The 23,455-nt window shown below is 65.9% G+C and carries 20 protein-coding genes; 10 read left to right on the top strand and 10 right to left on the bottom strand.

Features of this window, described 5'->3' with window-relative positions; translation table 11 throughout:
• Positions 1 to 16: 16 nt before the first annotated feature.
• Together VL15_RS28120 and VL15_RS28115 are read right to left on the bottom strand one after the other, a co-directional pair.
• Positions 17 to 2,800, bottom strand: a complete 2,784-nt coding sequence (locus tag VL15_RS28120; RefSeq protein WP_048249955.1) for a type VI secretion system Vgr family protein — start codon at positions 2,798 to 2,800, stop codon at positions 17 to 19.
• A gap of 291 nt (positions 2,801 to 3,091) precedes the next feature.
• Positions 3,092 to 3,925: an oxidoreductase gene (locus VL15_RS28115; protein WP_048249954.1), complete on the bottom strand. Its 834-nt coding sequence runs from the start codon at positions 3,923 to 3,925 to the stop codon at positions 3,092 to 3,094.
• 93 nt (positions 3,926 to 4,018) lie between these two features.
• Here VL15_RS28115 and VL15_RS28110 point away from each other — a divergent pair, with 93 nt between their 5' ends.
• Positions 4,019 to 4,990: an AraC family transcriptional regulator gene (locus VL15_RS28110; RefSeq protein ID WP_048249953.1), complete on the top strand. Its 972-nt coding sequence runs from the start codon at positions 4,019 to 4,021 to the stop codon at positions 4,988 to 4,990.
• 39 nt (positions 4,991 to 5,029) lie between these two features.
• On the opposite strand, the gene VL15_RS28105 is transcribed toward VL15_RS28110, so the two are convergent.
• The 3 genes from VL15_RS28105 to VL15_RS28095 form a co-directional block, all read right to left on the bottom strand.
• Positions 5,030 to 5,698: an NUDIX hydrolase gene (locus VL15_RS28105; protein WP_053077718.1), complete on the bottom strand. Its 669-nt coding sequence runs from the start codon at positions 5,696 to 5,698 to the stop codon at positions 5,030 to 5,032.
• A gap of 285 nt (positions 5,699 to 5,983) precedes the next feature.
• Complete coding sequence (locus tag VL15_RS28100) at positions 5,984 to 7,192, bottom strand: MFS transporter (RefSeq protein ID WP_048249952.1); 1,209 nt, start codon at positions 7,190 to 7,192, stop codon at positions 5,984 to 5,986.
• Positions 7,189 to 7,554, bottom strand: coding sequence for a RidA family protein (locus VL15_RS28095; RefSeq protein WP_048250056.1), 366 nt, complete (start codon positions 7,552 to 7,554; stop codon positions 7,189 to 7,191). Before VL15_RS28095 ends, VL15_RS28100 begins: the two co-directional genes overlap by 4 nt.
• Positions 7,555 to 7,687: 133 nt before the next feature.
• Between VL15_RS28095 and VL15_RS28090 the strand changes: the two genes are divergently transcribed.
• From VL15_RS28090 to fucP, 6 genes are all read left to right on the top strand, one after another.
• On the top strand, positions 7,688 to 8,506 hold the full coding sequence (locus VL15_RS28090; RefSeq protein ID WP_048249951.1) for a TrmB family transcriptional regulator: 819 nt from the start codon (positions 7,688 to 7,690) through the stop codon (positions 8,504 to 8,506).
• Between the two features lie 87 nt (positions 8,507 to 8,593).
• On the top strand, positions 8,594 to 9,454 hold the full coding sequence (locus VL15_RS28085; RefSeq protein WP_048249950.1) for a PhzF family phenazine biosynthesis protein: 861 nt from the start codon (positions 8,594 to 8,596) through the stop codon (positions 9,452 to 9,454).
• A 63-nt stretch (positions 9,455 to 9,517) separates the two neighbouring features.
• The gene (locus tag VL15_RS28080; RefSeq protein WP_155420305.1) at positions 9,518 to 10,195 is read left to right on the top strand and encodes a hypothetical protein; all 678 of its coding nucleotides are present in this window, start codon (positions 9,518 to 9,520) and stop codon (positions 10,193 to 10,195) included.
• A 140-nt stretch (positions 10,196 to 10,335) separates the two neighbouring features.
• Positions 10,336 to 11,745, top strand: a complete 1,410-nt coding sequence (locus VL15_RS28075) for a phospholipase D-like domain-containing protein (protein ID WP_048249948.1) — start codon at positions 10,336 to 10,338, stop codon at positions 11,743 to 11,745.
• 581 nt (positions 11,746 to 12,326) lie between these two features.
• Positions 12,327 to 13,253, top strand: a complete 927-nt coding sequence (gene rbsK / locus VL15_RS28070; protein ID WP_048249947.1) for a ribokinase — start codon at positions 12,327 to 12,329, stop codon at positions 13,251 to 13,253.
• 42 nt (positions 13,254 to 13,295) lie between these two features.
• Positions 13,296 to 14,669 (top strand): L-fucose:H+ symporter permease, encoded by a 1,374-nt coding sequence (gene fucP / locus VL15_RS28065; RefSeq protein ID WP_048249946.1) that lies wholly within the window; start codon positions 13,296 to 13,298, stop codon positions 14,667 to 14,669.
• 138 nt (positions 14,670 to 14,807) lie between these two features.
• On the opposite strand, the gene deoR is transcribed toward fucP, so the two are convergent.
• A complete protein-coding gene (deoR, locus tag VL15_RS28060) occupies positions 14,808 to 15,578 on the bottom strand; it encodes a DNA-binding transcriptional repressor DeoR (protein ID WP_048249945.1) in 771 nt (256 codons plus the stop codon).
• 146 nt (positions 15,579 to 15,724) lie between these two features.
• Here deoR and deoC point away from each other — a divergent pair, with 146 nt between their 5' ends.
• Positions 15,725 to 16,405, top strand: a complete 681-nt coding sequence (gene deoC / locus VL15_RS28055) for a deoxyribose-phosphate aldolase (RefSeq protein WP_048249944.1) — start codon at positions 15,725 to 15,727, stop codon at positions 16,403 to 16,405.
• Between the two features lie 75 nt (positions 16,406 to 16,480).
• Here deoC and VL15_RS28050 read toward each other — a convergent pair whose 3' ends face one another.
• From VL15_RS28050 to VL15_RS28040, 3 genes are read right to left on the bottom strand one after another with little or no spacing between them, the layout of a single operon-like run.
• Entirely contained in the window at positions 16,481 to 18,466 is a 1,986-nt protein-coding gene (locus tag VL15_RS28050; protein WP_048249943.1) for a sensor histidine kinase, read from the bottom strand.
• An 18-nt stretch (positions 18,467 to 18,484) separates the two neighbouring features.
• On the bottom strand, positions 18,485 to 19,156 hold the full coding sequence (locus tag VL15_RS28045) for a FlhC family transcriptional regulator (protein WP_053077717.1): 672 nt from the start codon (positions 19,154 to 19,156) through the stop codon (positions 18,485 to 18,487).
• Positions 19,153 to 19,476: a flagellar transcriptional regulator FlhD gene (locus tag VL15_RS28040; protein ID WP_048249942.1), complete on the bottom strand. Its 324-nt coding sequence runs from the start codon at positions 19,474 to 19,476 to the stop codon at positions 19,153 to 19,155. The genes VL15_RS28045 and VL15_RS28040 overlap by 4 nt, the downstream gene beginning before the upstream one ends.
• A 429-nt stretch (positions 19,477 to 19,905) precedes the next feature.
• Between VL15_RS28040 and VL15_RS28035 the strand changes: the two genes are divergently transcribed.
• Both VL15_RS28035 and VL15_RS28030 read left to right on the top strand, forming a co-directional pair.
• Entirely contained in the window at positions 19,906 to 20,547 is a 642-nt protein-coding gene (locus VL15_RS28035) for a response regulator (RefSeq protein ID WP_048249941.1), read from the top strand.
• Between the two features lie 121 nt (positions 20,548 to 20,668).
• On the top strand, positions 20,669 to 22,417 hold the full coding sequence (locus tag VL15_RS28030; protein WP_053077716.1) for an ATP-binding protein: 1,749 nt from the start codon (positions 20,669 to 20,671) through the stop codon (positions 22,415 to 22,417).
• Here the strand turns inward: VL15_RS28030 and VL15_RS28025 are convergent.
• Positions 22,414 to 23,340, bottom strand: a complete 927-nt coding sequence (locus VL15_RS28025; protein WP_048249940.1) for a LysR family transcriptional regulator — start codon at positions 23,338 to 23,340, stop codon at positions 22,414 to 22,416. The two genes, VL15_RS28030 and VL15_RS28025, sit on opposite strands and share 4 nt — an antisense overlap.
• Positions 23,341 to 23,455: the final 115 nt, after the last annotated feature.

Genomic DNA, 23,455 nt, shown 5'->3' with positions numbered 1-23,455 from the left:
TATTTTTATCCCCGGGTCAGATCTTGTTCTTGAAGAAATTCACGACGAAGGGTTCGAACTGGTTGCTCTGGATGGGAGCAAGCTTGCCCGCGGCGTCGGATTGCCCCTTCACCACTTCGCCCGATGCTTTCGTGATCTCCGCCTGCATGCCCTCGACGGCCTGCCCATCGGTCGCCCGCACGAGCTTCGGCACGCGCCCGAGCGGCGCATGATCGAACTTCGGCATGTCCGTGCTCATGCTCGCCGGCCCCTGCCACGAGTGCCCGGCCGACTTCACCGTGAAGGTGCCGGGGCACCCCAGTTCGATATCGCTGCCGTGCAGTTTCAGGTAGGCACCGCCGGACGTCGTGAAGACCACCTCGTCGCTCGCCATGCCAGCGAGCTTGCCGCCGGCCGCCGTGAACTGAATGTTCTTCGCGGAATCGATCTGCGTGTCGTCGTTCTGGCTCTGCAGCGTCACCTTGCCCTGGTTCGCGATCGCCGAGACGCCATCGCTGTGCGCGAACATCGCGACGCCGCGGCCGCCGTGCAGCGTGATGCGCTGACCGCTGGTCAGCTGGACATGTTGCTGCGCGACCTGGTCGATGTTCTCGCCGGCGTACGTCACGTGGGTCTTCGGGGTGATCGCGACCGAGCCGGCTTGCGCGCCGAACGCCATCAGCGCTTGCGACCCGGCCGCCGTGCCGGTTCCGGAATCCGATGCGCCGCTGCCGGGCGTCCAGCCCTTGAACGCAGCGGCGACCGCCTGCTGGCCCGCCGTATCGGTTGCCTGACCGCCATGCTGACCTGCGTAGTCGCCCAGCGACTTGAACAACTCGGTGCACTCGCCGAGCAGTCGCAGCAACTCGTCACGATCGAGCTGACCGCCGCTCGCCTGCGAGCGTGCGTAGGTCGTAAGGAGAATGCCCTGCGCAGCCCGCAGCGCGGCGGCCGCGTCGGTACGCAATTCCGCGCCCTCTCCACGGTCCTGACCTCGGCCGTCCTGACGAGGCTGCGTCAGGTACCCCAGATTCAGTTGAGAATGCGCATGCTCACTCGCCAACTGACTGGAAATCTGACCCGGCGTATCGTCGAGACGCAGTTGGTTATACCGGCGCCCCTTGATTTCCTTGGTCTTGATCCCCGACACGTAGCGGTTGCCGGGAAGATTGCCGACGTGCGTGAAGGCCGCCGGCGGGTTCACGCCGTTGCTCAGCACGTTGATGATGACCAGCCTGTCCGGATCGCCGCCGAGGCTGCCGATCAGGACTTCCATACCGACACGCGGCAGAAAGAGCGCACCAAAGCTGCCGCCCGCGAGACTCGCCCCGACACGGATTGGCGCGCTGTCGCCGGCGTTGTCGTTCGTGCCCGCGCCCTGCGCATGCGCATGGTCCGCCGGATCGAGACCGTGGATCCGCACGCGCACGCGGCCGTCGGCATCGCAGAACACTTCCTCACCCTGCTGACCGACGATCGTGCCGGTCAACAGGTGCACGGGCGGCAGATCGACCTTTGGGTCGTACGCCGGCGCAAGCGGTACGCCGCGCCGCACGCAGGTGAAGTGATTCTCGTAGCGTGTATCGGATTCGGTTGTCGCCGCCGCCGGCTGCTGGGACGGCGACGGATAGGCGAGGTGCCGGCTCGCGGCAAACAGCGCCTGTACGCGCTCGGTCAACCCCTTCGGCAGATTGTTCCAGATGTCATGGTCGATCGACGCAATCACGAACTGCCGCTGATCGGCGGGCTGCATATCCCATTCCGGGTCGCCAGTCAGCGTGATCCATGCGCCGACGGCCAGGTCGCGCACGCTGCTCACGCCGTCGTAACGCTCGGCTTCGAACTGATGCGCGAGCATCCGGGCACGCGTGAGACGCTCGTGATCGCTCCACGAGTCGCCCGCGTGCGGAATGTCGATCGCGACGTCGGTCAGCAGCTGCGCCAGATCGTTGCCGGCCTCGCCCTGATTGACGCTCGTCGCGACCATCGACTCGTCGATACGCGCCTTCTTGTAGTCCCACGACGGACGGCCGACCTGCCCCGGCGTCAACCGCTGATGCAGTGCGAACAGCGTGACGGTGTCGCGCTCCTCGGTAGCTGCATCGCGCGGATGCAGCCGTACCGTGCCGGCCGGCGCTTCGGGCAGCGACATCGGATCGTCACAGCACACGAGCGTATGCACGGGCGTGTCATCGTCGCTGTTGCGCGTGCCCTTGCCCCGGCCGGCTTTGGCGAACACCGTGATGCCCTCGCGTCGCAGCAGGCGGCGCACGAATTTCGCATCCGATTCGTTGACCTGCCGAGTCAGCTCGCGTGCCGGATACCGGTCACGGCTCAAGCCGGACAGGTCGAATTCGAAAGCGGCGGCCAGCGCGGGGCTGCGCTGACGCCATTCGTTGAACAGCGTCGCGAGGATGTCGACGACGCTGCTCTGGCGGAATACGCGGGAATTCGTGCGCTTGTCCATCAACGACAACGCGTCGCACACCGTAAGCTGGTACACGCACAGCTCGCCGTCGCTCTGGCCGATCTGCACGTCCTGGATGATGGCGTTGACGAAGTGCAACTGGCCCCGGTCGGTAACGAGCCGGATTGAGACGGGGATACCGAGGAACAGCCTCGGCGACAGATTGTGGCGGGGCGACACACAGGTCAGATGCCCGTGAATGCCGGTCATCAGCCCTTCGTTCACGTGCGCATGCTGCAGCGCAAGCAAGTGCCCCAATGCGCCTTGCGCCTTGCCGAAATTCAAGGCCACCGGCCGACGGTTCCAGTCGACCACCCCCGACGCGAAGCTGCTTATTGTTTCGCTTATCGACACAGCCGTTCTCTCAATATTGTTGTCAATGTATTGATTTCGGCTTTGCGACTCGCGTCACAGCACGGTCACACTACCGATTTGTGACAGCGAGCATATCAAATTTGCGGGGGTAATTCGGCGCCCGACGAGCATCCATGCCGTTTTCCGACACAATCTGACGAAAATTGACGGAGTCCCGCGTGACGCGGACAAGGTGCCGGTCGCCGAGGTCGCGTCACGGCACGGGATCAGCGAACGATCGACAGTTGGCGTCAATATTTCGGCAGCCTCGACGGCGCGCCCTGTCGATAATCAACCATCCGTCGACACCGTCACGGCCTCCCACGCCCGGATTTCCTCTTCCAGCGCCGTCAATTTGTTCCGCACGAGCCGCAGCGCATCGCTGCCGAGCAACAGGTGCGCGGGCGGATGTTCCGCCGCGATCGCCGCGAGCATCGCGCGCGCGGCCTTCACGGGATCGCCCAGCTGCTTGCCGCTCTTCTCCTCGCGTGCCTTGCGGACCGGATCGAAGAGCGCGTCGTAGTCCGCGATCGTGCGCGGCGTGCGCGCCATCGAGCGACCGGCCCAGTCGGTGCGGAACGAACCGGGCGCCACGGCGGTCACCGCAATGCCGAACGGCTCGAGCTCCTGGCGGAGGGTGTCGGAAATGCCTTCCAGCGCGAATTTGCTGCCGCAGTAATAAGCGATTCCCGGCATCGTGATGTGGCCGCCCATCGACGTGATGTTCAGAATGCGGCCGCGCCGGCGCACGCGCATGAGCGGCACGACGGCCTTCATCATCGCCACCGCGCCGAATACGTTCACGTCGAACTGGCGGCGCATCTCCGCGAGCGGCGCTTCTTCCATGATGCCTTCGTGACCGTAACCGGCGTTGTTCACCAGCACGTCGACAGGCCCGACGTTCGCCTCGATTTCCGCGACCACGCCGTCGATGCGCTCGAAATCGGTCACGTCGAGCACGCGCGCGACAGCCGCCTGCGCGGACAGCGATTCGAAATCCTGCGCCGCCTGCGCGCTTCTCACGGTACCGACCACCGTGTGACCAGCCGCCAATGCCTCCTGGGCGAGCGCGCGGCCGAAACCGCTGCTGACGCCGGTGATGAGCATGATGTTGCCGGATGCCATTTCGCTTCTCCCGAATGTCGATTGAAGCATGCATGCTAGTCTGACGACCAACGTCGAATAAGCCCGATTCCGCTGATTTTCTTGCACAAAACTATGAGCGCCGCACCTACCTCCACCCGGCCTCCGTCGCTGTCGCCGCGCAACCGGAAGCGCCTGGTCACGCTGCTGCGCGCACTGGCGCCCGACGAAGGCTACAACCTGACGGCGCTGCCGAGCGTCCGCATCCTGCGCTCGAACCGCGCGCTGTCGCGCACGCCGGTCCTGTACGACCCCGGCATCGTGATCGTCTGCCAGGGGTGCAAGCGCGGCTACTTCGGCGGCGAGCGCTATCTGTACGACGAGCATCACTACCTGGCTGTATCCGTGCCCGTGCCGTTCAGCATGGAAACCGACGCAACGCCCGAGCGCCCGCTTCTCGCGCTGTACCTGCACCTCGATTTCACAATGGCCGCCGAGCTCGCGGCGCAGATCGACCGCGAAGGCGTGGCGGAACACGTGCAGGCGCCGAGGAGCATGATGTCGACGCCGATGGATGAAGCGATGCACGCATCGGTGCTGCGTTTCGTCGAGGCGATGCAACAGTCGCTCGAAGCCGCGGTGCTCGGCCCGGCATTGCTTCGCGAACTGTATTTCCGTGTGCTGACCGGCGCGCAGGGCAGCGCGATGCGCAGCGCGCTGGCGATGCGCGGGCAGTTCGGCCGGATCGGCCGGTCACTGCGCGTGATCCATGCCGATTACGCGCAGCCGCTCGACGTGCCGCAACTGGCCGACGAAGCCGGCATGAGCGTGCCGAGCTTTCACAGCCACTTCAAGGCGATCACGCAGGTGTCGCCGATGCAGTACCTGAAGTCGACGCGCCTGCATCAGGCGCGGCTGCTGATGGTGCGCCAGGACCTGACGGCGGAAGCGGCCGGCTACGCGGTCGGTTATACGAGCCCGTCGCAGTTCAGCCGGGAATTCAAGCGTCTGTTCGGCTTGACGCCGGCGAAGGAAACGCAGCGCATGCACGAGAGCTTCGCGATTCCGGAGGCCTTCGAGGATGCGGTTTTTGTGTCGTCGCATTGAGAAGCGCGCGAACCTGGCCGCGACCTGTGCCGCACGCTGTCATCGCGCGGCATCGAGAACCAGACCTGCCAGCGACTTCAGGATCACCGCGGTCACGCCCCAGATGTCCTGCGTCTGATCGGCCCAGTACCAGGCGCCGGTGCGTTCGCCTTCACTGTATTGCCGCGGCAGAGCGGGATTCAGCAGCGTGGCGAACGGAAACTCGAAGATCGCCTCGACTTCGGCCGGCGACGCTTCCCATTCGGCCGATTCCGGCACGATGCCGATCACCGGAAAAATGGCGTGATTGCGCTTTCTGGTTTTATGAATCGGCAGGCACCCGACCACCCGGATCGCGCCGGGCTCGAGGCGGATTTCCTCGAACGCTTCGCGCAGTGCAGTCGCGCCAATGCTGCCGTCGGATTCCGCCGGACGCCCGCCGGGGAAACTCACATGCGACGAATATTCGCTGAGCCCCGACGAACGCTTGGTCAGCAGGATCGTCGGCTCGCACCGCGCGACGATCGCCACCAGGACAGCCGAGAACTTCCACTGTCGGTCGTCGTCCACAAGATATTGCTTCGCCGTGGGCCAATCCGTTTCGGCAGGGATCCGGAAGCCTTCCACGCCGCGTACGATCGTATCCAGGACGGCCTGCGGCGACCCGGCATCCGACTGTCCACTCGCAAGCAAGCCACCGGTATTCGGGACGCTTCTGCCGGATTCCATGTCTTCCTCCTGACACCTGCACCGTCGAGCGCTCCGGACGACACCGAACCCGATACGGGTTGCCGGGGCACGGCGTCGTTGTTGCGAATTCGGGTGTAGCCGTGTTCGCATGCGATCGAAAATGACGAGAGCGCGAAAACGACAGTCTGCTCCAACGCAAAAAAATCCGTCAGCGTCGCGGAAATTTTAATTCGCGTGCCGGATCGCCATCGACAAATCGGAGACACCTGATAACGCATGAGAAATGAAATTCCGATCGAATACGAGAGCGCATCTCATGCGCATTCAACCGGCGGACGTCGGCTCACCCGACGCATCCACGCGCGCGGGTGCGGGTCCGACTAACCCGGCCGCCGTGATCGCAACAGCCGTGACGATCATCATCGCACCCCACCCGATCCGCTCGTTGAGGATCCCCGCAGCCACGGCGCCGATGGCGCCGGCCGCGTAATAGAGCGTCAGATAGGCGGCACTCAACGCACCGGCCCGCGCCGGTTGAATCGCGACGACACGTGACTGGTTCGCAACCTGAGCAGCAAAACAACCTGCGTCGAATGTCGCCAACCCGACACCCATCCACCCGGGACTTCCGAGCGCAACGCCAAGCAGCAACGCCGAAAGCGCCGCCACGACGAGCCCGCAACGGATGACGGCACGATCGCCGAATCGGTCGGTGAATTTTCCGGCGACACGCGTGACGCCAAGGCCAAGCACGCCGGCGAGACTGTACGCGCCAATCGCCGCCGCACTCATGCCATAGGGCGGCTCGGCCAGACGGATCGCAAGCCCCACCCATACCAGATTGAACGCGAAGAACCACAGCATGCCGGCGCAGGTACGGCGCCTCAGTTGAACGCTGTCGCGCAGCAGACGCGGAATGGCAACGATCGTAGTCGCATAGCCGGGCGGCCGCCCCAGCGGTCGGTCGCCCGGCATAAGCGATGCACCGCCAACGGCAGCCAGTGCAACGCATCCGGCCAGCGCAAGCAACGCGCCGCGCCACCCGCACCATTGCGACAACACGCCACCGACGAAGCGACTCAGCAGGATGCCGGCGGAAATGCCCGCGGATACGACGCCCATCGCCGCGCCACGTCGGTGCGGCTCCGCGTGTTTTCCGACGACGGTGCTGCACTGCGCCGCGACCGTCGTCGCCGCACCGACCAGGAACAAGGCGATGCCGAGCGTGAGCGGCCCGGACGACCACGACGCGCATGCAAGCAATAACGCGAGCATGCCCATTTGCGCCGAAATAAGCGTGCGCGGACTGAACCGGTCAGCCAGCGGGACCAGCAGTGCAAGGCCGGCCAGATAACCGAGCATCGTCACGGAGGCGAGGGTCGTCATCCGCGATGCGGGCACGCCGAAGTCGCTCGCGATGACCGACAGCGACGGCTGCAGCGCATAACCGTTGGCGATCGACACGCCCGCCGCCAGCGCAAGCGCCGCGATCGCGGCGCGGGACAGATGCGGGCTCTGGCCGGCGACCGTCATGCTCCGGTCCTGACCGCGATCGCCTCGACCTCGACCAGGATCTCCGGATCGACGAAGGGAAGCGCATGCACCAACGAAAACGCCGGCCGGATATCGCCGTAGATCTCTCCATGCGCACGGGCCGCGGCCTCCCAATTATCGAAGTCCGCGACCACGAGGCGGCTCTGGACCACGTCGGACAACGAGAATCCGCTGTCCGCCAGAACTTTCTCGATCGTCGCCAGCGCATCGCGTGTCTGCACGTACACGTCGTCTCCTTTGCCGGCCGTCCCCGAAATGTAGATGGTGTTGTCGACGACGACTGCACGCGAGTAGCCAACCTTGGGCTCCCACGGGGAGCCGGTGCTGATCCTTTGACGCATCTTGAAGATCCCTCCGATAAGGTTCATGGACACAACCTACTACTTGGGTAGTAAGTGCGGGCGATTGTATACTACTGCGGTAGTTAATCAAGGAATCCCATGCAGGTCGCCGTGGGAGCCGGAGCCCATACACATGAACGAAAACGCGGAGCTGATCACGTCGTTGATCCGGCTTGGATTTACCCAGTACGAGGCGCAGGCATACGCGGCCCTCGTTGGACAAGCCGCGCTGACAGGCGCGGAAGTCGGCCGGCGCGCCGGCATGCCGCCATCGAAAATCTACGAAACCTTGACGCGTCTGGAAGCACGCGGCGCGGTGCTCATCAACCGGTCGGAGCCTGTTCGCTATGCCGCCGTGCCTCACCGGTCGTTGCTGGAAGAACTGCGTACGCGCTTCAATGCGGATCTGGAGCTGGCCGCCAGCGCGCTCGATCGGCTGCCGGTACAGCAGGAGCCCGGGCTGGTCTGGTCGTTGAGCGGGCGGGCGGCGATCGCCAGCGCATTCGCGCGCGTCATCGTCAATGCGAAAACGCAGATTTTCGCGGGCGTCTGGGACGAAGAGATCGACGAACTAGGGCCGCTGCTCGAAGCCGCCGCGGCAAGGGGCGTCGACACGCACGTGGCGATCTACGGCAACCGCATGCTCAACGGGCCGCGTCACTACGATATGGCCAAATGCGGCGCCAGCGCGAGGCTCCGGCTTTCCGGACGCCGGCTCGCCGTTGCGGTGGCGGATGACACGGAGGCAGTGGTGGCGGAATTCGGCGACCATTCGCCCGATCAGGCAACCCTGACGACCAATCCGGTCATTGCGCTGCTCGCGGTCGAATACATCAAGGCGGACGTCAGCGGGCGCGTGTTGATCGACGCACTGAGTCCGGCGGAATACAAGAAAGTCCTGAAGCATCCCGACATGCAGGCAATGCTCGCGCCGCCCGACGGGAAGGGCTGACCCGCGCGACTCCGCATGGCTGCCGGTGCACGCAGCCCGCCACCATGCCACCCTGTCCTGCAATCGTCACACCCACGCGAGATTCCAATGACCCCGTATGCCTACCGCCTGCTGAATGTATTCGCCGAATCGACGTTTGGTGGCAACCCGCTTTGCGTGTTCGAAGACGCGCGCGGCATGGACGACGCGACCATGCAGGCACTCGCCGTACAGTTCAACCTGTCCGAGACGACCTTCGTGTTGCCGTCGGAGCGTGCGCATGCGCGGGTCCGCATCTTCACGCCGGGGTATGAAATGGCCTTTGCAGGCCATCCGACGCTCGGCACCGCGCATGTCGTGCGCGACCTGCTGAATGCCGGCGACGCGCTCGCACTCGAATTCAAGGCCGGCGTGGTCGACGTCAATGCACGCGACGACGTGTGGACGTTCATCGCACCGCATGCAGGCATGCCGAAAACGGCACCATGCGAGTTGTCCGATGCCCAAACGGCGGCACTGCTGGGGCTGGCGAAAGACGATCTGCTCGCGCCGCCGATCTGGGTCGATACCGGCGCCGATCAACTGCTGGTCGCGCTCAAGGACCCCGCGGCCGTGCGGCGCGCACGCCCCGACAGCGCACACCTCGACATCTGGCCGCAAAGCAGTCTCGGCCGTAAAACGGCATATGTGTTCGCGTTCGACGCCGAACGCCCGGGGACGGTGGTGTCCCGCTACTTCTTCGTGAAGCAAGGCGCTGGTATTTCGGAGGACCCGGGCACCGGGTCGGCCTGCGCGAATCTCGGCGGCTGGCTGCTTGCGGGCAACCACGCGCTGCCTGCCGCCTTTCAGGTCGCACAGGGCGAAGCCGTTGGCCGGCCTTGTCTGCTGCGGCTGTCGGTCAGCACCAACGGCGAAATCGGTGTCGGGGGGCGTGTGATCGAACTCGGACGCGGCGTCGTCAACGTGTAGAAGCGGCGCACGCCGCCGCGTTTGTTATGCTGCGCGCATCGCCTGCCCGAGCCGATCGCCGACATGAACGACCCCGCCCCCGACCTCGCCCGCACGCTGCGCGCATCCTGCGACGCCTGCTTCGGCACGGCCGCTGTCTGGCCGCTCGTCGAGCGCGCGTATGGCGACCCGCAGCGCTTCTACCACACGCTCGCGCACCTGGCCGAACTGTTCGCGCATCTCGCGCCGTACCGCGCCGATCCGCAATGGCCGGCCATCGAGCTCGCCGTATGGGCGCACGATTTCGTCTACGCGACGACGCTGCCGGACTACGCGGACAACGAAGCGCGCAGCGCGCAATGGCTCGTGCAGGTCACGAACGAGCGCTGCAGCGAAACCTGGTTGCATGCGCACGCATCGCATGTGTCCGTCGCACACGATCTCGTGCTCGCGACGAAGTCGCACCGGCTGCCCGATACGTTCGTGTCCGATCCGGACTGGCAGCGTGCCGGGTGGCTTTTTCTCGACGCGGATCTCGCGATCCTTGCCGCCGCGCCCGACCGGCTGCGCGAGTACGACCGTGCGATCGCCCGGGAGTGGGCGCAGGACCCCGATGCGCCGTCGGCGGCGTTCCGCGCGGGCCGCCAGCAGGCGCTCGAACATCTGCGCGGGCAAACCCCGCTGTTTCGATCGGCGGAGTTCGCGCCGCTCACGCCGCTCGCGCAACGCAATCTCGACATGCTGATCGACGCGTACGCATAAGCGCATGCGAACCCGTGCAACAGCCGGCGCGAAACCGTCCACCTGACCGCACAACCCTCAGCACGAGTGAACGGTAGCGGAATGACGAGACACTGCGACCATTTCAATCCGCGAAACACATCGAACCCGTTCACCGCATCATGACCGCTACAAGAAGAAGTCTGACGCTCATCCCGGCATGTTTGCTTGCCTTTTCCCTGCACGGCCACGCGCAATGCGTCGACCTGATCGCCAATCTCGACGACGGCCAACTGATGCAGTCGCGGATCGCGCTGGTCGACCATGCCACGCCCGCCGAGCCGATCCGCGTCCTCGCGTACATCTTCGAAATCGATCAGACCGGCGGCCAGATGCTGCATCATCTGGTCGCCGCCGCGCGCCGCAGCGTGCCCGTCAAGCTGCTGATCGACGGCATCGGCCCCGAGCCGCACTTCCCCTTCGAGGACGAGCTCATCGTCGCCCTGCACGAGGTGGCGCCCGGCATCGAACTGCGGATCTTCCATCCGCGATCGCATCTCGTCGAGATTGCGCATCGCATGCACGACAAGCTGTTCCTGGTTGGCGACACAGCCGTGATCGGCAGTACCTCGATCTGGGATCCGAGCTTCCGCAACTGGCTCAGTGAACGCGACCTGATGGTGGCGGGCGACGCCGGCCAGGACGCCTCTGCGCTGCACGCCATGCGCCAGCATTTCGACCTGTTCTGGAACAGCTCGGCAGCGGTTCGCCCCGAGCCGGAAAAATTCCTCGACCTCGCAAGCCCCTATCGCGTCTCGCAGGGTTACGCGACGCTGGACCCGGCGCGCATCCGCTATTGGCGCGAACAGCTGCTGGCTCCGCTCGACGATGCAGCCCCGACGGCGGACCCGGCTGCTGCCGATACGGCTGACAGTCCCGGCGCTCCGCCCGCTTCGGGCGCGGATTTCGACCCGGGCTGGACGCCGATCGCCTGCGATCGCTTGCGGTATGTCCACGACTGGCCCGACAAGCGTTCGCCTGGCACGCTGCAGGACATGCTCCATGCGTTCGATACGGCGCAGCACGAGATCCTGATCGTCACCCCCTACTTGATCCTGGTGCCGGAGCTGCGCGCGGCACTTGAACGCAAGCGGCGCGAAGGCATCCGCGTGACCGTCGTGAGCGCGTCGCTGGCGAGCACCGCGCAGGAATTCCCCGCTGTCGGCCGCGCCTATGCCGACGACCTGGCCGGCCTGGTGAACGCCGGGATCGAGGTGCGCGAGTATGACGACCGGAAAAACCGCATGATGCACGCGAAGCTGATTCTCATCGACGGCCATCGATATTATCTCGGCAGCTTCAATTTCGATCCGCTGTCGGCCCGCTCCAATACCGAAAACGGCCTGTGGATGGATATCCCCGACGACGGGATCGATCCCCTGCGGGACAGCGTGGCGTACTACCTGCACAACTCAAGCCCGGTGAGCGACGCCAATCACCGCCTGGTGGCGGATACCGTTGCCCGCTGCCGGGCCGCCGGCTGCGGTGGCGCCTGGCGCTGGGTCACGATGCTGATCAGGGATTTCCTCTGAGCGCTGGCACGTACCGGCATGGCTCGGCGCGGTCCCGGTCTTCTCGACAAGCCGCCATCCTGCAGGCGAGCGTCCTGCGCTCGTCGCGAATCAGCGTATCAAGTAGCGCCGTCGGCACATCCAGGTCGTCGCGAAACGCGCCGATCACGTGATGGCGTTGGCGGCCGCCGCCCAGCGCACACCCTCCCGGGACAACCCGCTTCGGCGACTCGACCCAGACCGGCTTGATGCGGCGCGCGCCTCCGACGCCTGGTGCGAACCCCATGTCGATGGGGTGACGTCGCAACGATCGAACGTGCGTTGACGTGACGCCCGACGCACCCGCGTACGCATGCGGCAACCCTCTGGGCGGCAGCCGTCAGCAAAATTCTCCCGACGTGCGGAACGTGTTCCGCCCCTTTTGTCCGGCATCCGGCGACAACAAGGTCGACCGAAACCGCCCAATGCGCTCATCCACAAAAAGTGGTTGATCTCACATATGAAGATTGCATTATCACATTCAATGTGATTTTATTATCATTCGTTGCAGGCCACCGCCCACCACTGATGCGGCCGCACCCCATACCAAGGAAGAGACGCAGATGGAGACAATCGCCGTCATCGGCAGCAACATGGTCGACCTCGTGACCTATGTCGAGCGCATGCCCGCCCGGGGCGAAACCCTCGAAGCGCCGAACTTCGAGCTCGGCTGCGGCGGCAAGGGCGCGAACCAGGCGGTCGCGGCAGCGCGCCTCGGCGCGCGCGTCGTGATGGTCACGAAGGTCGGCGACGACGTGTTCGCCGACAACACGATCCGCAACTTCGAGCGCGAAGGCATCGACACCACGCACGTGCGCAAGGTCGCCGGCATGCCGAGCGGCGTCGCGCCGATCTTCGTCGAACCCGATTCGAGCAACAGCATCCTGATCGTCAAGGGCGCGAACCGCCACCTGACGCCGGCCGACATCGACGCGGCCGCGCCGACGCTCGCCGAATGCGCGCTGATCGTGCTGCAGCTCGAGATCGAACTCGACACCGTCTATCACGCGATCGCGTTCGGCGCGCGGCATGGCATCCCCGTGCTGCTGAACCCCGCACCCGCGGTGGCCGACCTCGATTTCGAGCGCATCCGCTCCGTCGAATTCTTCGTGCCGAACGAAACCGAGCTGGCGATCGTGTCGGGCATGCCGGTCGATTCGCGCGACACCGCGGCACGCGCCGCCGAAGCGCTGGTCGCACGCGGGCTGAAACACGTGCTCGTCACGCTCGGCGACAAGGGCTCGCTGCTCGCGTCGCGCGACGGCGTGCGGCACGTGCCGGGCGTGCCGGTCGACGCACGCGACACGACAGGCGCCGGCGATGCGTATATCGGCTGCTTCGCGCGCTGCTATGCCGCATCGCGCGACGCCGTCGACGCAATGCGCTACGCATCCGCGTATGCCGCGCATTCGGTCACGGGCCTCGGCACGCAGAAGTCGTACGCCGACACCGCGACGTTCGAACGCTTCCTCCGCGACGCCGGCCTCTGAACGGCGCCTTGATCGACGAGACAACCCGGGAAGGAGACACCCGTGAGCCGAACCAGAATCGAACACACATCCGACGGCTATTACCTGAATCGCACGCCGCTTTTCGCCTTCACGCTGCTGTGCTGCCTGTTCGCGCTGTGGGGCACCGCCGCGAACCTGAATGACGTGCTGATCGCGCAGTTCAAGAAATCGTTCTTCCTGTCCGACTTCGAATCGGCGTTCGTGCAGTCCGCGTTCTATCTCGGCTACTTCTTCCTCGCGATTCCGGCCGCGACCGTCGTGAAGAAGTTCAGCTACAAGACGACGATCCTGGTCGGCCTGCTGCTCTACACGACGGGCTGCCTGCTGTTCTTTCCGGCCGCGTCGATGGCGAAGTACGGGATGTTCCTCGTCGCGCTGTTCGTGATTGCGGCAGGCCTGTCGTTTCTCGAAACGGCATCGAACTCGTATTCGACGCTGATGGGCCCGCGCGACACCAGCACGCGGCGGCTGAACATCTCGCAGACGTTCTATCCGTTCGGCGCGATGGCCGGCGTAGTCATGGGCAGTTTCCTGATCTTCAAGGAAGGCGATGCGTCGCATGCGCAGCTCGCGGCGATGTCGGCGGCCGACGCGCACGTGCATCAGCTCGCGATGATCCAGGCCACGCTCGAGCCGTACAAGTGGCTGATCGTCGTGCTCGTCGCGGTGTTCATCGTGTTCGCGCTCACGCCGTATCCGGCCTGCAAGGGCAACGGGCCGGGCGCGGCCACGCACCGGATCGACGCGCGCGGCACGCTCGCGCGCCTGTTCGGCAACCGGCGCTTCGTCGCGGGCGTCGTCGCGCAATTCCTGTATGTCGGCGCGCAGGTCGGCGTGTGGAGCTTCACGATCCGGCTCGCGATGCAGATCGGCGGCCTCACCGAGCGCGGCGCATCGCACTACCTGCTCGCGACCTTCTTCGCGTTCTTCGTCGGCAAGCTGATCGCGACGCTCGTGATGAAGCGCGTCGGGCCGGCCAAGGTGCTGATCGTGTACGGCATCCTGTGCATCGCGCTGCTCGCGTACACGATCAGCGTGCACAACATCACCGCCGTCTATGCGGCCGTGTGCGTGAGCGTGTTCCTCGGCCCGTGCTGGCCGACGATCTATGGCCTCACGATCGACGGCCTCGGCAAGGACACCGAATACGGCGGCTCGATCCTCGTGATGAGCATCGTCGGCGGCGCGGTCGTGCCGCTGATCCAGGGGCTGATTTCCGACCGTACGGGCGGCAACATGCAGCTCGCTTTCGTCGTGCCGCTCGCGTGCTTCGTCGTGATCGTCTACTACGGCTTCTACTGCCTGCGCCACCAGGCGGCCGCGATACCCGACGCAACGGCCGACGGCAACGCCCGCGCGCGCTACGCCGCGACGCGCAACACGTCGGGGGCGTAAGCATGCGAGGCGAGATCGAACTGCGGCGCGACGACTTCCGCGAAGCACCGCGCACGCTGTACCGCACCGAAGTCATCACCGGCTACCTGAGCGCGGCGGAAGCACGCGATGCATAACGCGATGCGCGGCCGCGTTGCGTCAGGTCACGAGCGCGATTCCGTGTTCGCGGATCGTCGTTTCGTAGCGGCGGCTCAGTTGTCCGTCGGAGATCACGTAGTTGAAGTCGGTCAGTTCGGCGAAATAGGCCGCGCGCACTTCGTCGAACTTCGTGTGGTCGACCAGCAGGAAGCGGTTCTGCGCACGCGCCATCACCTTCTTCTTCGCGTCGACTTCGTGGAAGTTGAAGCACGTGACGCCGCAGCGGTCGCTCACGCCGGCCGCCGAGATGAACGCCTTCGACACGCGCACCGAGTCGAGGATGCCCGTTTCGGCGACCGATTCGAACACCATGTTCTGGCGGTGATACGCGCCGCCGCACAGGATCACGTTGCAATGCGGTTTCTGCTGCAGCTTCGCGAACACGTTCAGCGCGTTGCAGACGGCCGTGAATTCGAGGTCGTCCGGAATGAAGTCGACGATGAACGGCGTGGTCGAGCCGCAGTCGACGAAGATCGTGTCGCCGGTGGTCACGAACTGCGCGGCAAGCTTGCCGATGCGGCGCTTTTCCTCGGTCTGCCGGTTGTTCTCGGCGCTGATCAGGTATTCGCCGATGTCGCTGCGCTGCGCGGCGAAATGGCGTGTCACGTAACCGCCGATCAGGCTGAGGCCGTGCGGGTTGTCCGCGAGATCGCGGCGGATCGTCATCTCGGACACGCCGAACAGCTCGGCCACTTCCCTCAGATGAATCGCGTTCTGCCCTTGCAGCACGTTCATCAGCGTCTTGATTCGTTCGCCCTTCTTCGTTTCCATGCCTGTATCCTGCGTACCCGTCGCACCTGCCGCTTGTCGTGCCGGGCGTGCGGAGCCGGCCGGAATGTCGTATTTGTAACAAACCGATGTGAAAACATCAACTTTCCGTGTGCCTTGCCGGCATACGATCCGTGGAGTCCTGAAACATGCCGCTTTCCAACGCCCAGCTCGCCCAAACCATCGATCACACGCTGCTCGCGCCCGACGCGAGCGACGCGCAGATCCGCGAACTCTGCCGCCAGGCGGCCGGGCATCGCTTCTACTCGGTCTGCGTGAATTCGGCGAACGTGCCGCTCGCCGCGCGCGAGCTGGCCAGCACCGGCGTGCTCGTGTGTGCGGTGGTCGGCTTTCCGCTCGGCGCGGGGCTGTCGGCCGCGAAGGCATTCGAGGCGTCGGCCGCGATCGCGGCGGGCGCCGGCGAGATCGACATGGTGATCAACCTCGGCGCGCTGAAGAGCGGCCGCGCCGACGACGTGAAGGCCGACATCGAAGCCGTGCACCAAGCGTGCGGCGCGGTGCCGCTCAAGGTGATCCTCGAGACGGGCCTGCTGAGCGACGACGAGAAGGTCCGCGTGTGCGAGATGTGCCGCGATCTCGGTGTCGCGTTCGTGAAGACGTCGACGGGGTTCGGCCACGGCGGCGCGACGCTCGCGGATGTCGCACTGATGCGCCGCACGGTCGGCCCGGATCTCGGCGTGAAGGCGTCCGGCGGCGTGCGCGACCGCGCGGCCGCGCTTGCGATGCTCGAAGCCGGCGCGACGCGGCTCGGCACGAGTTCGGGGGTGGCGATCGTCACCGATCAAAGCAGCAGCGACGCGGGGTACTGACGACGCGGTGCCGGAAGCCCGGCTGCGCGATCCTGCCGACATCCGGCGCTTCCCGGCCAGCAGGGAAGCCGCGCGTCACTCGCGCGCGGCCTCGGCCTCCATCGCATGCATGGCCTCCGCCGGACCGCACACGCCCGCCGCCGGCAATGTCACCGTCACCGTCGTACCCTGCCACGCGGCGCTGTGCACGCGGATCTCGCCGCGATGGCGCTCCACGACCGCCTTGGCAAACGCCATCCCGAGCCCGACGCCCTTTGCGTCGGGTTGCCCTTTCAGGCGAAAGCGCCGGTAGCGCTCGAACAGTCTCGCCTGATCCTCGGCCGCGATCCCGTAACCGTGATCGCGGATCACGCAGCGCACCGACGCACGATCCTCGGCCAGCTCGACGCTGCACTCGATGCGGGTATGCGACGCGCTGTATTCGACGGCGTTCCCCAGCAACTTGACCAGCGCGCGCGACAGCAGCACCGGATCGCCGTGCACGAGCGCGTCGTCGCAATGCGGCACGTCGTCGACGTCGATCTCTTTTTCGCTCGCGTGCGACCAGACTTCGTCCCGCGCCTGGTTCATCAGCTCCGCGACATTGACGAGCTCCGGTGCGTACTCGCCCGCCTCGGCCCGCGACACTTGCGCGAAGCCGTCCGCCATCGCCAGCGTATGACGCGTCAGCCTGCCGATCTCGTGAAGGCGTTCGCGCAACGTGCAGTCGACCGGGCACGCCGCCGGCGCGCCCACGAGCACGACGACCGACGTGAGCGGCGCACGCATGTCGTGCGAGAACAACGTCAGCATGTCGTTGCGCTGCCGCTCGAGCACCTCGCGGCGGACGTACGCGCCGCGCAGCCGATCCAGCGCGTCGTTCAACCGCGCGATCTCCGGACCCGTGCCCGGCACCGCGACGATCGGCGATACGTCGCCCTGGCTCAGCGCGACGATGCCCCGGCTCAACGCGTCGAGCGGTTTCGACAGCGTCCGCTGCGTGCCGCGTACGAGCAGGAACAGTATCGCGATGCAGCACGCCGCTTCGGCGGCGGACAAGGCCATTCTGAAACGAGCCGCATCGCGCAGCTCGACCGCGCGCGCCCGCGTGACGTCGATCACGCGATCACGGAGTTGTTCCGCCGGTCGGAGGTCGCGCATGATCCGCCGCGCGAAGTCCTCGGCATTCATCGCATAGTTGCCCGTCCGGCCCGCGCGGATCGTCGCCGAGACAAGCGGCAGGAAGCTACCCTCCATCGTATCGTTCAGCCGCGCGAAGTCGTTCGCGAGCGTTGGGTCGGCGAGCTGCGGCGAGATCGCGCCGGCAATCAGCGCGCGTAGCTGCACGATGCGTCCGCGCATCTGGAGAATGCGCGCGAGCCGCTCGTCGTCGAGCGGCGCGTTCCGCATCAGCGGTGCGACGAACAGCGAGCCGAGACGCCCGGTGTATTCGCGCAGGTCGCCGAGCAGGTACGCAAGCATCAGCGCGTTCGCCGTATCGGGGTGGCGCATCGCGGTGCCCGCCATCACGTCGTGCGCCAGGGTCGCGAGATCGTCGGCGGCCGCGAACATCCGGTCCTGCGCGGACTGTACTTGCCACACCATGCGCGCGTCCGGCGGCTGCGCGGCGAGCGTGTCGACCTCATGCCGCGCACCGGCCAGCTCGGCGCGGATCGCTTCGATCGCATGCAGCGCGATCCCGCGTTCGGGCGCGTCGAGCACGCTCGCCTGCGCGAGATGCGTTCGAAGCGCGTCGAGCGCCTGGTCGGCGCGCACCCGTGCGGCGCTCACGGCCGTCGCGTCGGCCGCCGCGTCGCGCCGCCGATGCGCGAGCAGCGCATTGGCCGGCCAGCGTTCGGCCGAGATCAGGTTCAACGCGATCATCGTGCGCTCGACCTGTTCGAAGTCGCGCAGATCGAGGCTCCCCTGCCGGTACTGCCGGTAGCTTTCCCAGACGTTCGTCCCGCACGCCACCGCCGTCAGCGCCACCACAAGCACGAAGCCGGCACGCATCCGCTGCCGGATCGACAAGCCGCCGGGGTTCACGATGCGGGCCCGGTTCGCAACGGACGTGCGACGCACGCGGCCTCGTCCGCTCCGCTAGCCGGCATCGCGTTCTCCCCGCCACCCGCCCGCCCCGCACCCGCGCGTCGCGACCGTGCCGCCCTTGCAGCGGGACATGATCGTCGCGCGCGCGTCTTGCCGCGTCGCGCAGGGCGCGACGGGGTCGACACGCGGCGGCGCGTGGACCGCACGCTTGCCGGCGCGTGCCGGCAGCCGGCACGCAACACAGACCGTATGGCGCCGCAACGCGTAGCGATACGTGACGAACGACGCGCCGCAACGCGCGCATGGCGCGAGGTCGAGCACGCCGCCGTCGATGAAGCGCACGAGCATCCAGGCCCGCGTCAGATCGAGCGGCAGCGCAATGCCGGCCGCACCGCCGTGCTCGGCGTATAGCGTGTAGCCCTTGACGAGTGCGTCGAGCCGGGAGCAGCCCGCGTCGTTTCGCAGGAAACGGTAGATGCCATGGAACAGCGATGCGTGAAGATTCGCGAGCCACGTCATGTACCAGTCCGTCGAGGACGGCAGCATCCCTTTCGGCGCCGCGACACCGCGCACCTCCCGGTAAAGACGCGCGAGACGGTCGTACGGCAGCGCGCACTCGATTTCCAGCATCTGGAGCCGCGCGCCGAGCCGGATCAGCGCCACCGCCTGCATCGTGCGTTGCGCATCGTCCACGAGGTCGTGCCGCCTGACAGGATCGTTCATGATGCGGCCTCGTCGGGCAGCGCGAGACCCGCCAGCGCCAGCGCGGTATGGAGACGCACGATGTCGACCGGCGGCGTCGCGCGGGTCAGCGCCGATATCACGCCGTGCCGGCTCGGCCGCAACGCGCAGATGAGCTGTCCCGCCGACGCGAGATCGTTCATGTGCTTCACCGACAACGCCGCCAGCGCAACGGCGACGTCGGCGCTCACGCCCAGACGGAACATGCCGATCGCGCGATCCGACTGCAACAGCCGCTGCGCGAGGCACAGATACGACATGTTCAATTCCCACATTGCGTCACTGTCGTTGACAAGCTTCATCGTTCACCTCGATTAATGCGCTGCCAGGGTCAATGAGTCGTCGTCAAAAATGCGTGCCGATAAAAATTTTATTACGGATCGTTATGTTCTTCTGGCAGTACGAAATATCGAAACCGGACATTCCCGCACGATTCGCATCGCGCGCATGCATGGGGCTGCGATTCAGTTCCGGCGCGGCCTCAGGCGTCGCAGACCGCGTCGCGGCGATGCACGTGGCACCTCGCACGGCACCCCCGAAACGGCCTGCATTGCAAACCGTCACGATTGAGTCTCGGCGATATCCCGTCGAATGTAAACGCGACGTTAGGCGCAAGACAAATGCAGGATAAATAGAGGACAAATGAGACTTTAGTATTAAGACTTTCGTCTTGTACAATCCGGTTCGCTCAGACCGAATCAGCACCGGCCGTCCCACCTTTCATCATCCCAATGAAAATTCTGATCGTCGACGATCACGCGATCCTGCGGGACGGCGTGGAAATGCTGCTCCGTCAGGAGAACAGCGACACGGTCGTCGTTCAGGCGGGCAATGCGGATGACGCGGTGCGGATGCTCGACCAGCACACCGACCTCGACGCCATCGTGCTCGACCTGAAACTGCACGGCATGAACGGGCTCGAAGCGCTCGCCGTGTTCGCGCGGATGCGCCCGGGGCTGCCCGTCATCGTGCTGTCTTCGTCGGAGGATCTGAGCGCGGTGCGCAACGCGTTCGCGCAGGGCGCAATGGGCTACGTCCCGAAGTCCGCCGGCCCGCGCACGCTGCTGTCCGCCATCCGGATCGCACTCAACGGTGAACGTTACGTGCCGCCGCTCCTGCTCGACGAGCATGCCGCGCCGCACCCGGACGGCGCCACGAGCCCGCCACCCGCGTTACGCGACTCGACATTGACGCAACGCCAGGTCGAAGTACTCCGCTATCTTGCGGAGGGCGTGCCGAACAAGATCATCGCGGACAAGCTCGGCTTGTCCGAAAAGACCGTCAAGGCGCATATCACCGCGATCTTCAAGGCACTGAACGTGATCAACCGGACCCAGGCGGCCGCTGCCGGCAGGAAGGCCGGACTGATCTGACCGCCCGCCTGCGGCGCGCCGGTCAAACCGGCCCGTTGGCGCGGGAGGTGCACCGCGCGAATTGCCAACCCGACGCGAATCGCCTAGATTTTCGTCATCCTCATCGCCAGCGGGATCGCAGATGGCTTCCACGCCTCGACCCACGGACGGTCACACATCGCCCGATGCGCCGACCGACCCTGACGGCCCGTTCGATCTCGCCGCGGAGGTGATCGAGCGATGGCAACGCCTCGTCGACCTGATGGCGGATATCGTCGGCGTGCCGGCCGGGCTGATCATGCGCCATGTCGGCAAGGACATCCAGGTGGTGGTGGCCAGCCGCAACGAAACCAATCCGTTCTATCAGGGCGAATCGGCCGAACTGTCCGGCTCGGGGCTCTATTGCGAAGCCGTGATCGAGAGCGACCGCTCGCTGGTGGTGCCCGATGCGCGGCAATCGGCGCAATGGCACGACAACCCGGACCTGCGCGTCAACATGGTCTCGTATCTCGGCCTGCCGATCCACTGGCCCGACCGCACGACGTTCGGCACGATTTGCGTGCTCGACTGCAAGGAAAATGCATATTCGGAACGGTACATCCGGCTCGTCGAGGAATTCCGCGACCAGATCGAAATGCAGCTCCAGTTGATCGACGCGCAGCGGATCGCCGAACATGAGCGCCAGCGCGCCGCACAGCTCGCCGAAAACTTCCGTCAGCAGAAGGATCTCGCCACCGAGGCCTCGCACGTCAAATCGCGCTTTCTCGCGGCCGCGAGCCACGACCTCCGCCAGCCCGTCCATGCGCTCAGCCTGTTCGTCGGCGCGTTGCGGCACGTTCAGATGCCCACCGACGGTGCGCTGCTCGTCGAACGCATCAACCAGTCCGTCAATGCAATGGACGAACTGTTCACCGCGATCCTGGACATCTCGCGGCTCGACGCGGGCGTCGTGCCCGTGCATCGCCGACCGTTCGCGATCGACACGATGCTGGAGCGCGTGTGTAGCGACGTGGCCGTCGATGCGCATGCGAAGGGGTTGCAACTGACGTACGTGCGCAGCACCGTCGTCATCGACTCCGATCCGGTACTGCTCGAGCGCATCGTGCGCAATCTGCTGTCGAACGCGGTGCGCTATACCGACGCCGGACGCATCGTCGTCGGCTGCCGGCGCACCCGCACGCACGTGCGCGTGCAAGTCATCGACACCGGGCGCGGCATCCCGGCCGATCAGCAGGACCGCGTGTTCGACGACTACTATCAGTTGACCCATCATGGCCGCGGGCACGAACAGGGCATGGGTCTCGGGCTGGCAATCGTGCGGCGCCTGGCCGAGCTGCTGGATTGTCCGCTGACGCTGCGCTCCGCGCCCGGGCGGGGCTCGTGCTTCGAACTGCAGGTGGCGCGGATGCCCGCGACCGCCCGGCCACCCGGTGCCGTTGCGGACGAGATCGCCGTCGACGCGGCCGCGGCCGCCGCCCACCTCGTGGTCGTGATCGACGACGAATCGGCCATCCGCACCGGGATGTCGATCCTGCTCGCGCAATGGGGCTACCGGGTCGTCGCGGCCGCGTCGGCAAGCGAGGCCATCGCACACCTGGCGTCGGACGACGTACGCCCGACCTTGCTGATCTGCGATCTGCACCTGCACGGTGACGAGAACGGAATCGGTGCGATCTCGCGGCTGCGCGACGAGTACAACACGGCCATTCCGGCGATGCTGATCACCGGCGACACGACGGCGCGCCGGCCCGGCCGGTCGAAACACGACGGCTTCATGCTGCTGCACAAGCCGGTGCCAAGCGACAAGCTGCGCTCGGCAATGGAGCGTGTCCTGCGCGCGCAGACGGGGAGACAGGCTGGCGGGCACACCGATCGTGTCAACAGATCCTAGCCGGTGCGCGGTCCCGAATCAGGCGTCAACTCCGCAATACGCTCACGCAGCCGTGGCGCGACGAAATCGAGAAACGCGCGCAGTTTCAGCGGCATCGGCGCCTGCCCCTTGTGCACGAGGCTGACCGGCAGCGGCTGCGATTCGAACGCATCGAGTACCACGTCCAGCATGCGATCGCGCAGTGCCTGCGCGACCTGATACGACAGCACGCGGATCAGCCCCACGCCGAGCACGGCGGCATCGATGGCCGCTTCGGCCGTATTCACGGCGAAGCGTGAGTGGACGGGCACCGTCAGTTCGCCCTTCTCGCCGTCGAACACCCACGCGCGCCGCGACGCCAGCACCTCGAAGGTAATGCATTGATGCTGCGCCAGATCGCCGGGCGCTTCGGGCGCGCCATGTGCCGCGAGGTAGGCGGGACTCGCGCAGATCACACGGCGCACGCTGCCGACACGGGTCGCCATGAAGGTGCTGTCGGGCAACTCGCCGATCCGCAGCGCGACATCGATCTGTTCTTCCATCAGATGGGTGACGCGGTCCGTCAGCACCAGGCGCACGTCGATCTCGGGATAGTGGGCGAGGAACGCGGCCACCACCGGCACGATATGCAGGCGCCCGAACACGATCGGCGCGGTGACGATCAACTCGCCGCGCGGCGCCGCGTATTCGCCGGTGGCGGCGCGCTCGGTTTCCGCGATGTCGTCGAGGATGCGCCGGCAACCGGCGACATACGACTCGCCGGCCTCGGTCAGCGACAGTTGCCGGGTCGTGCGATGCAGCAGCCGCGTATTCAGGTAGGTCTCGAGATCCGAGATCTTGCGGCTCACGGTCGCCAGCGGAATGCCGAGCTGGCGCGCGGCGGCCGACATGCTGCCGGCATCGATCACCGCCACCAGCAGGGACATCGACTCGAGGCGGTTCATGTTGCCTCTCGAATTTCGGAAAGATGATTCCAAATTCTGCTGGATTATCTTTACCAGTGCAAGGCGGTAGGCTGCGTCCAGATCATCCCGCCGACCGCATCCGCTGCCGGCGAAA

Source organism: Burkholderia cepacia, assembly GCF_001039005.1.
GTDB lineage: Bacteria > Pseudomonadota > Gammaproteobacteria > Burkholderiales > Burkholderiaceae > Burkholderia > Burkholderia theae.
This window is presented reverse-complemented; position numbering and strand designations above follow the sequence as displayed.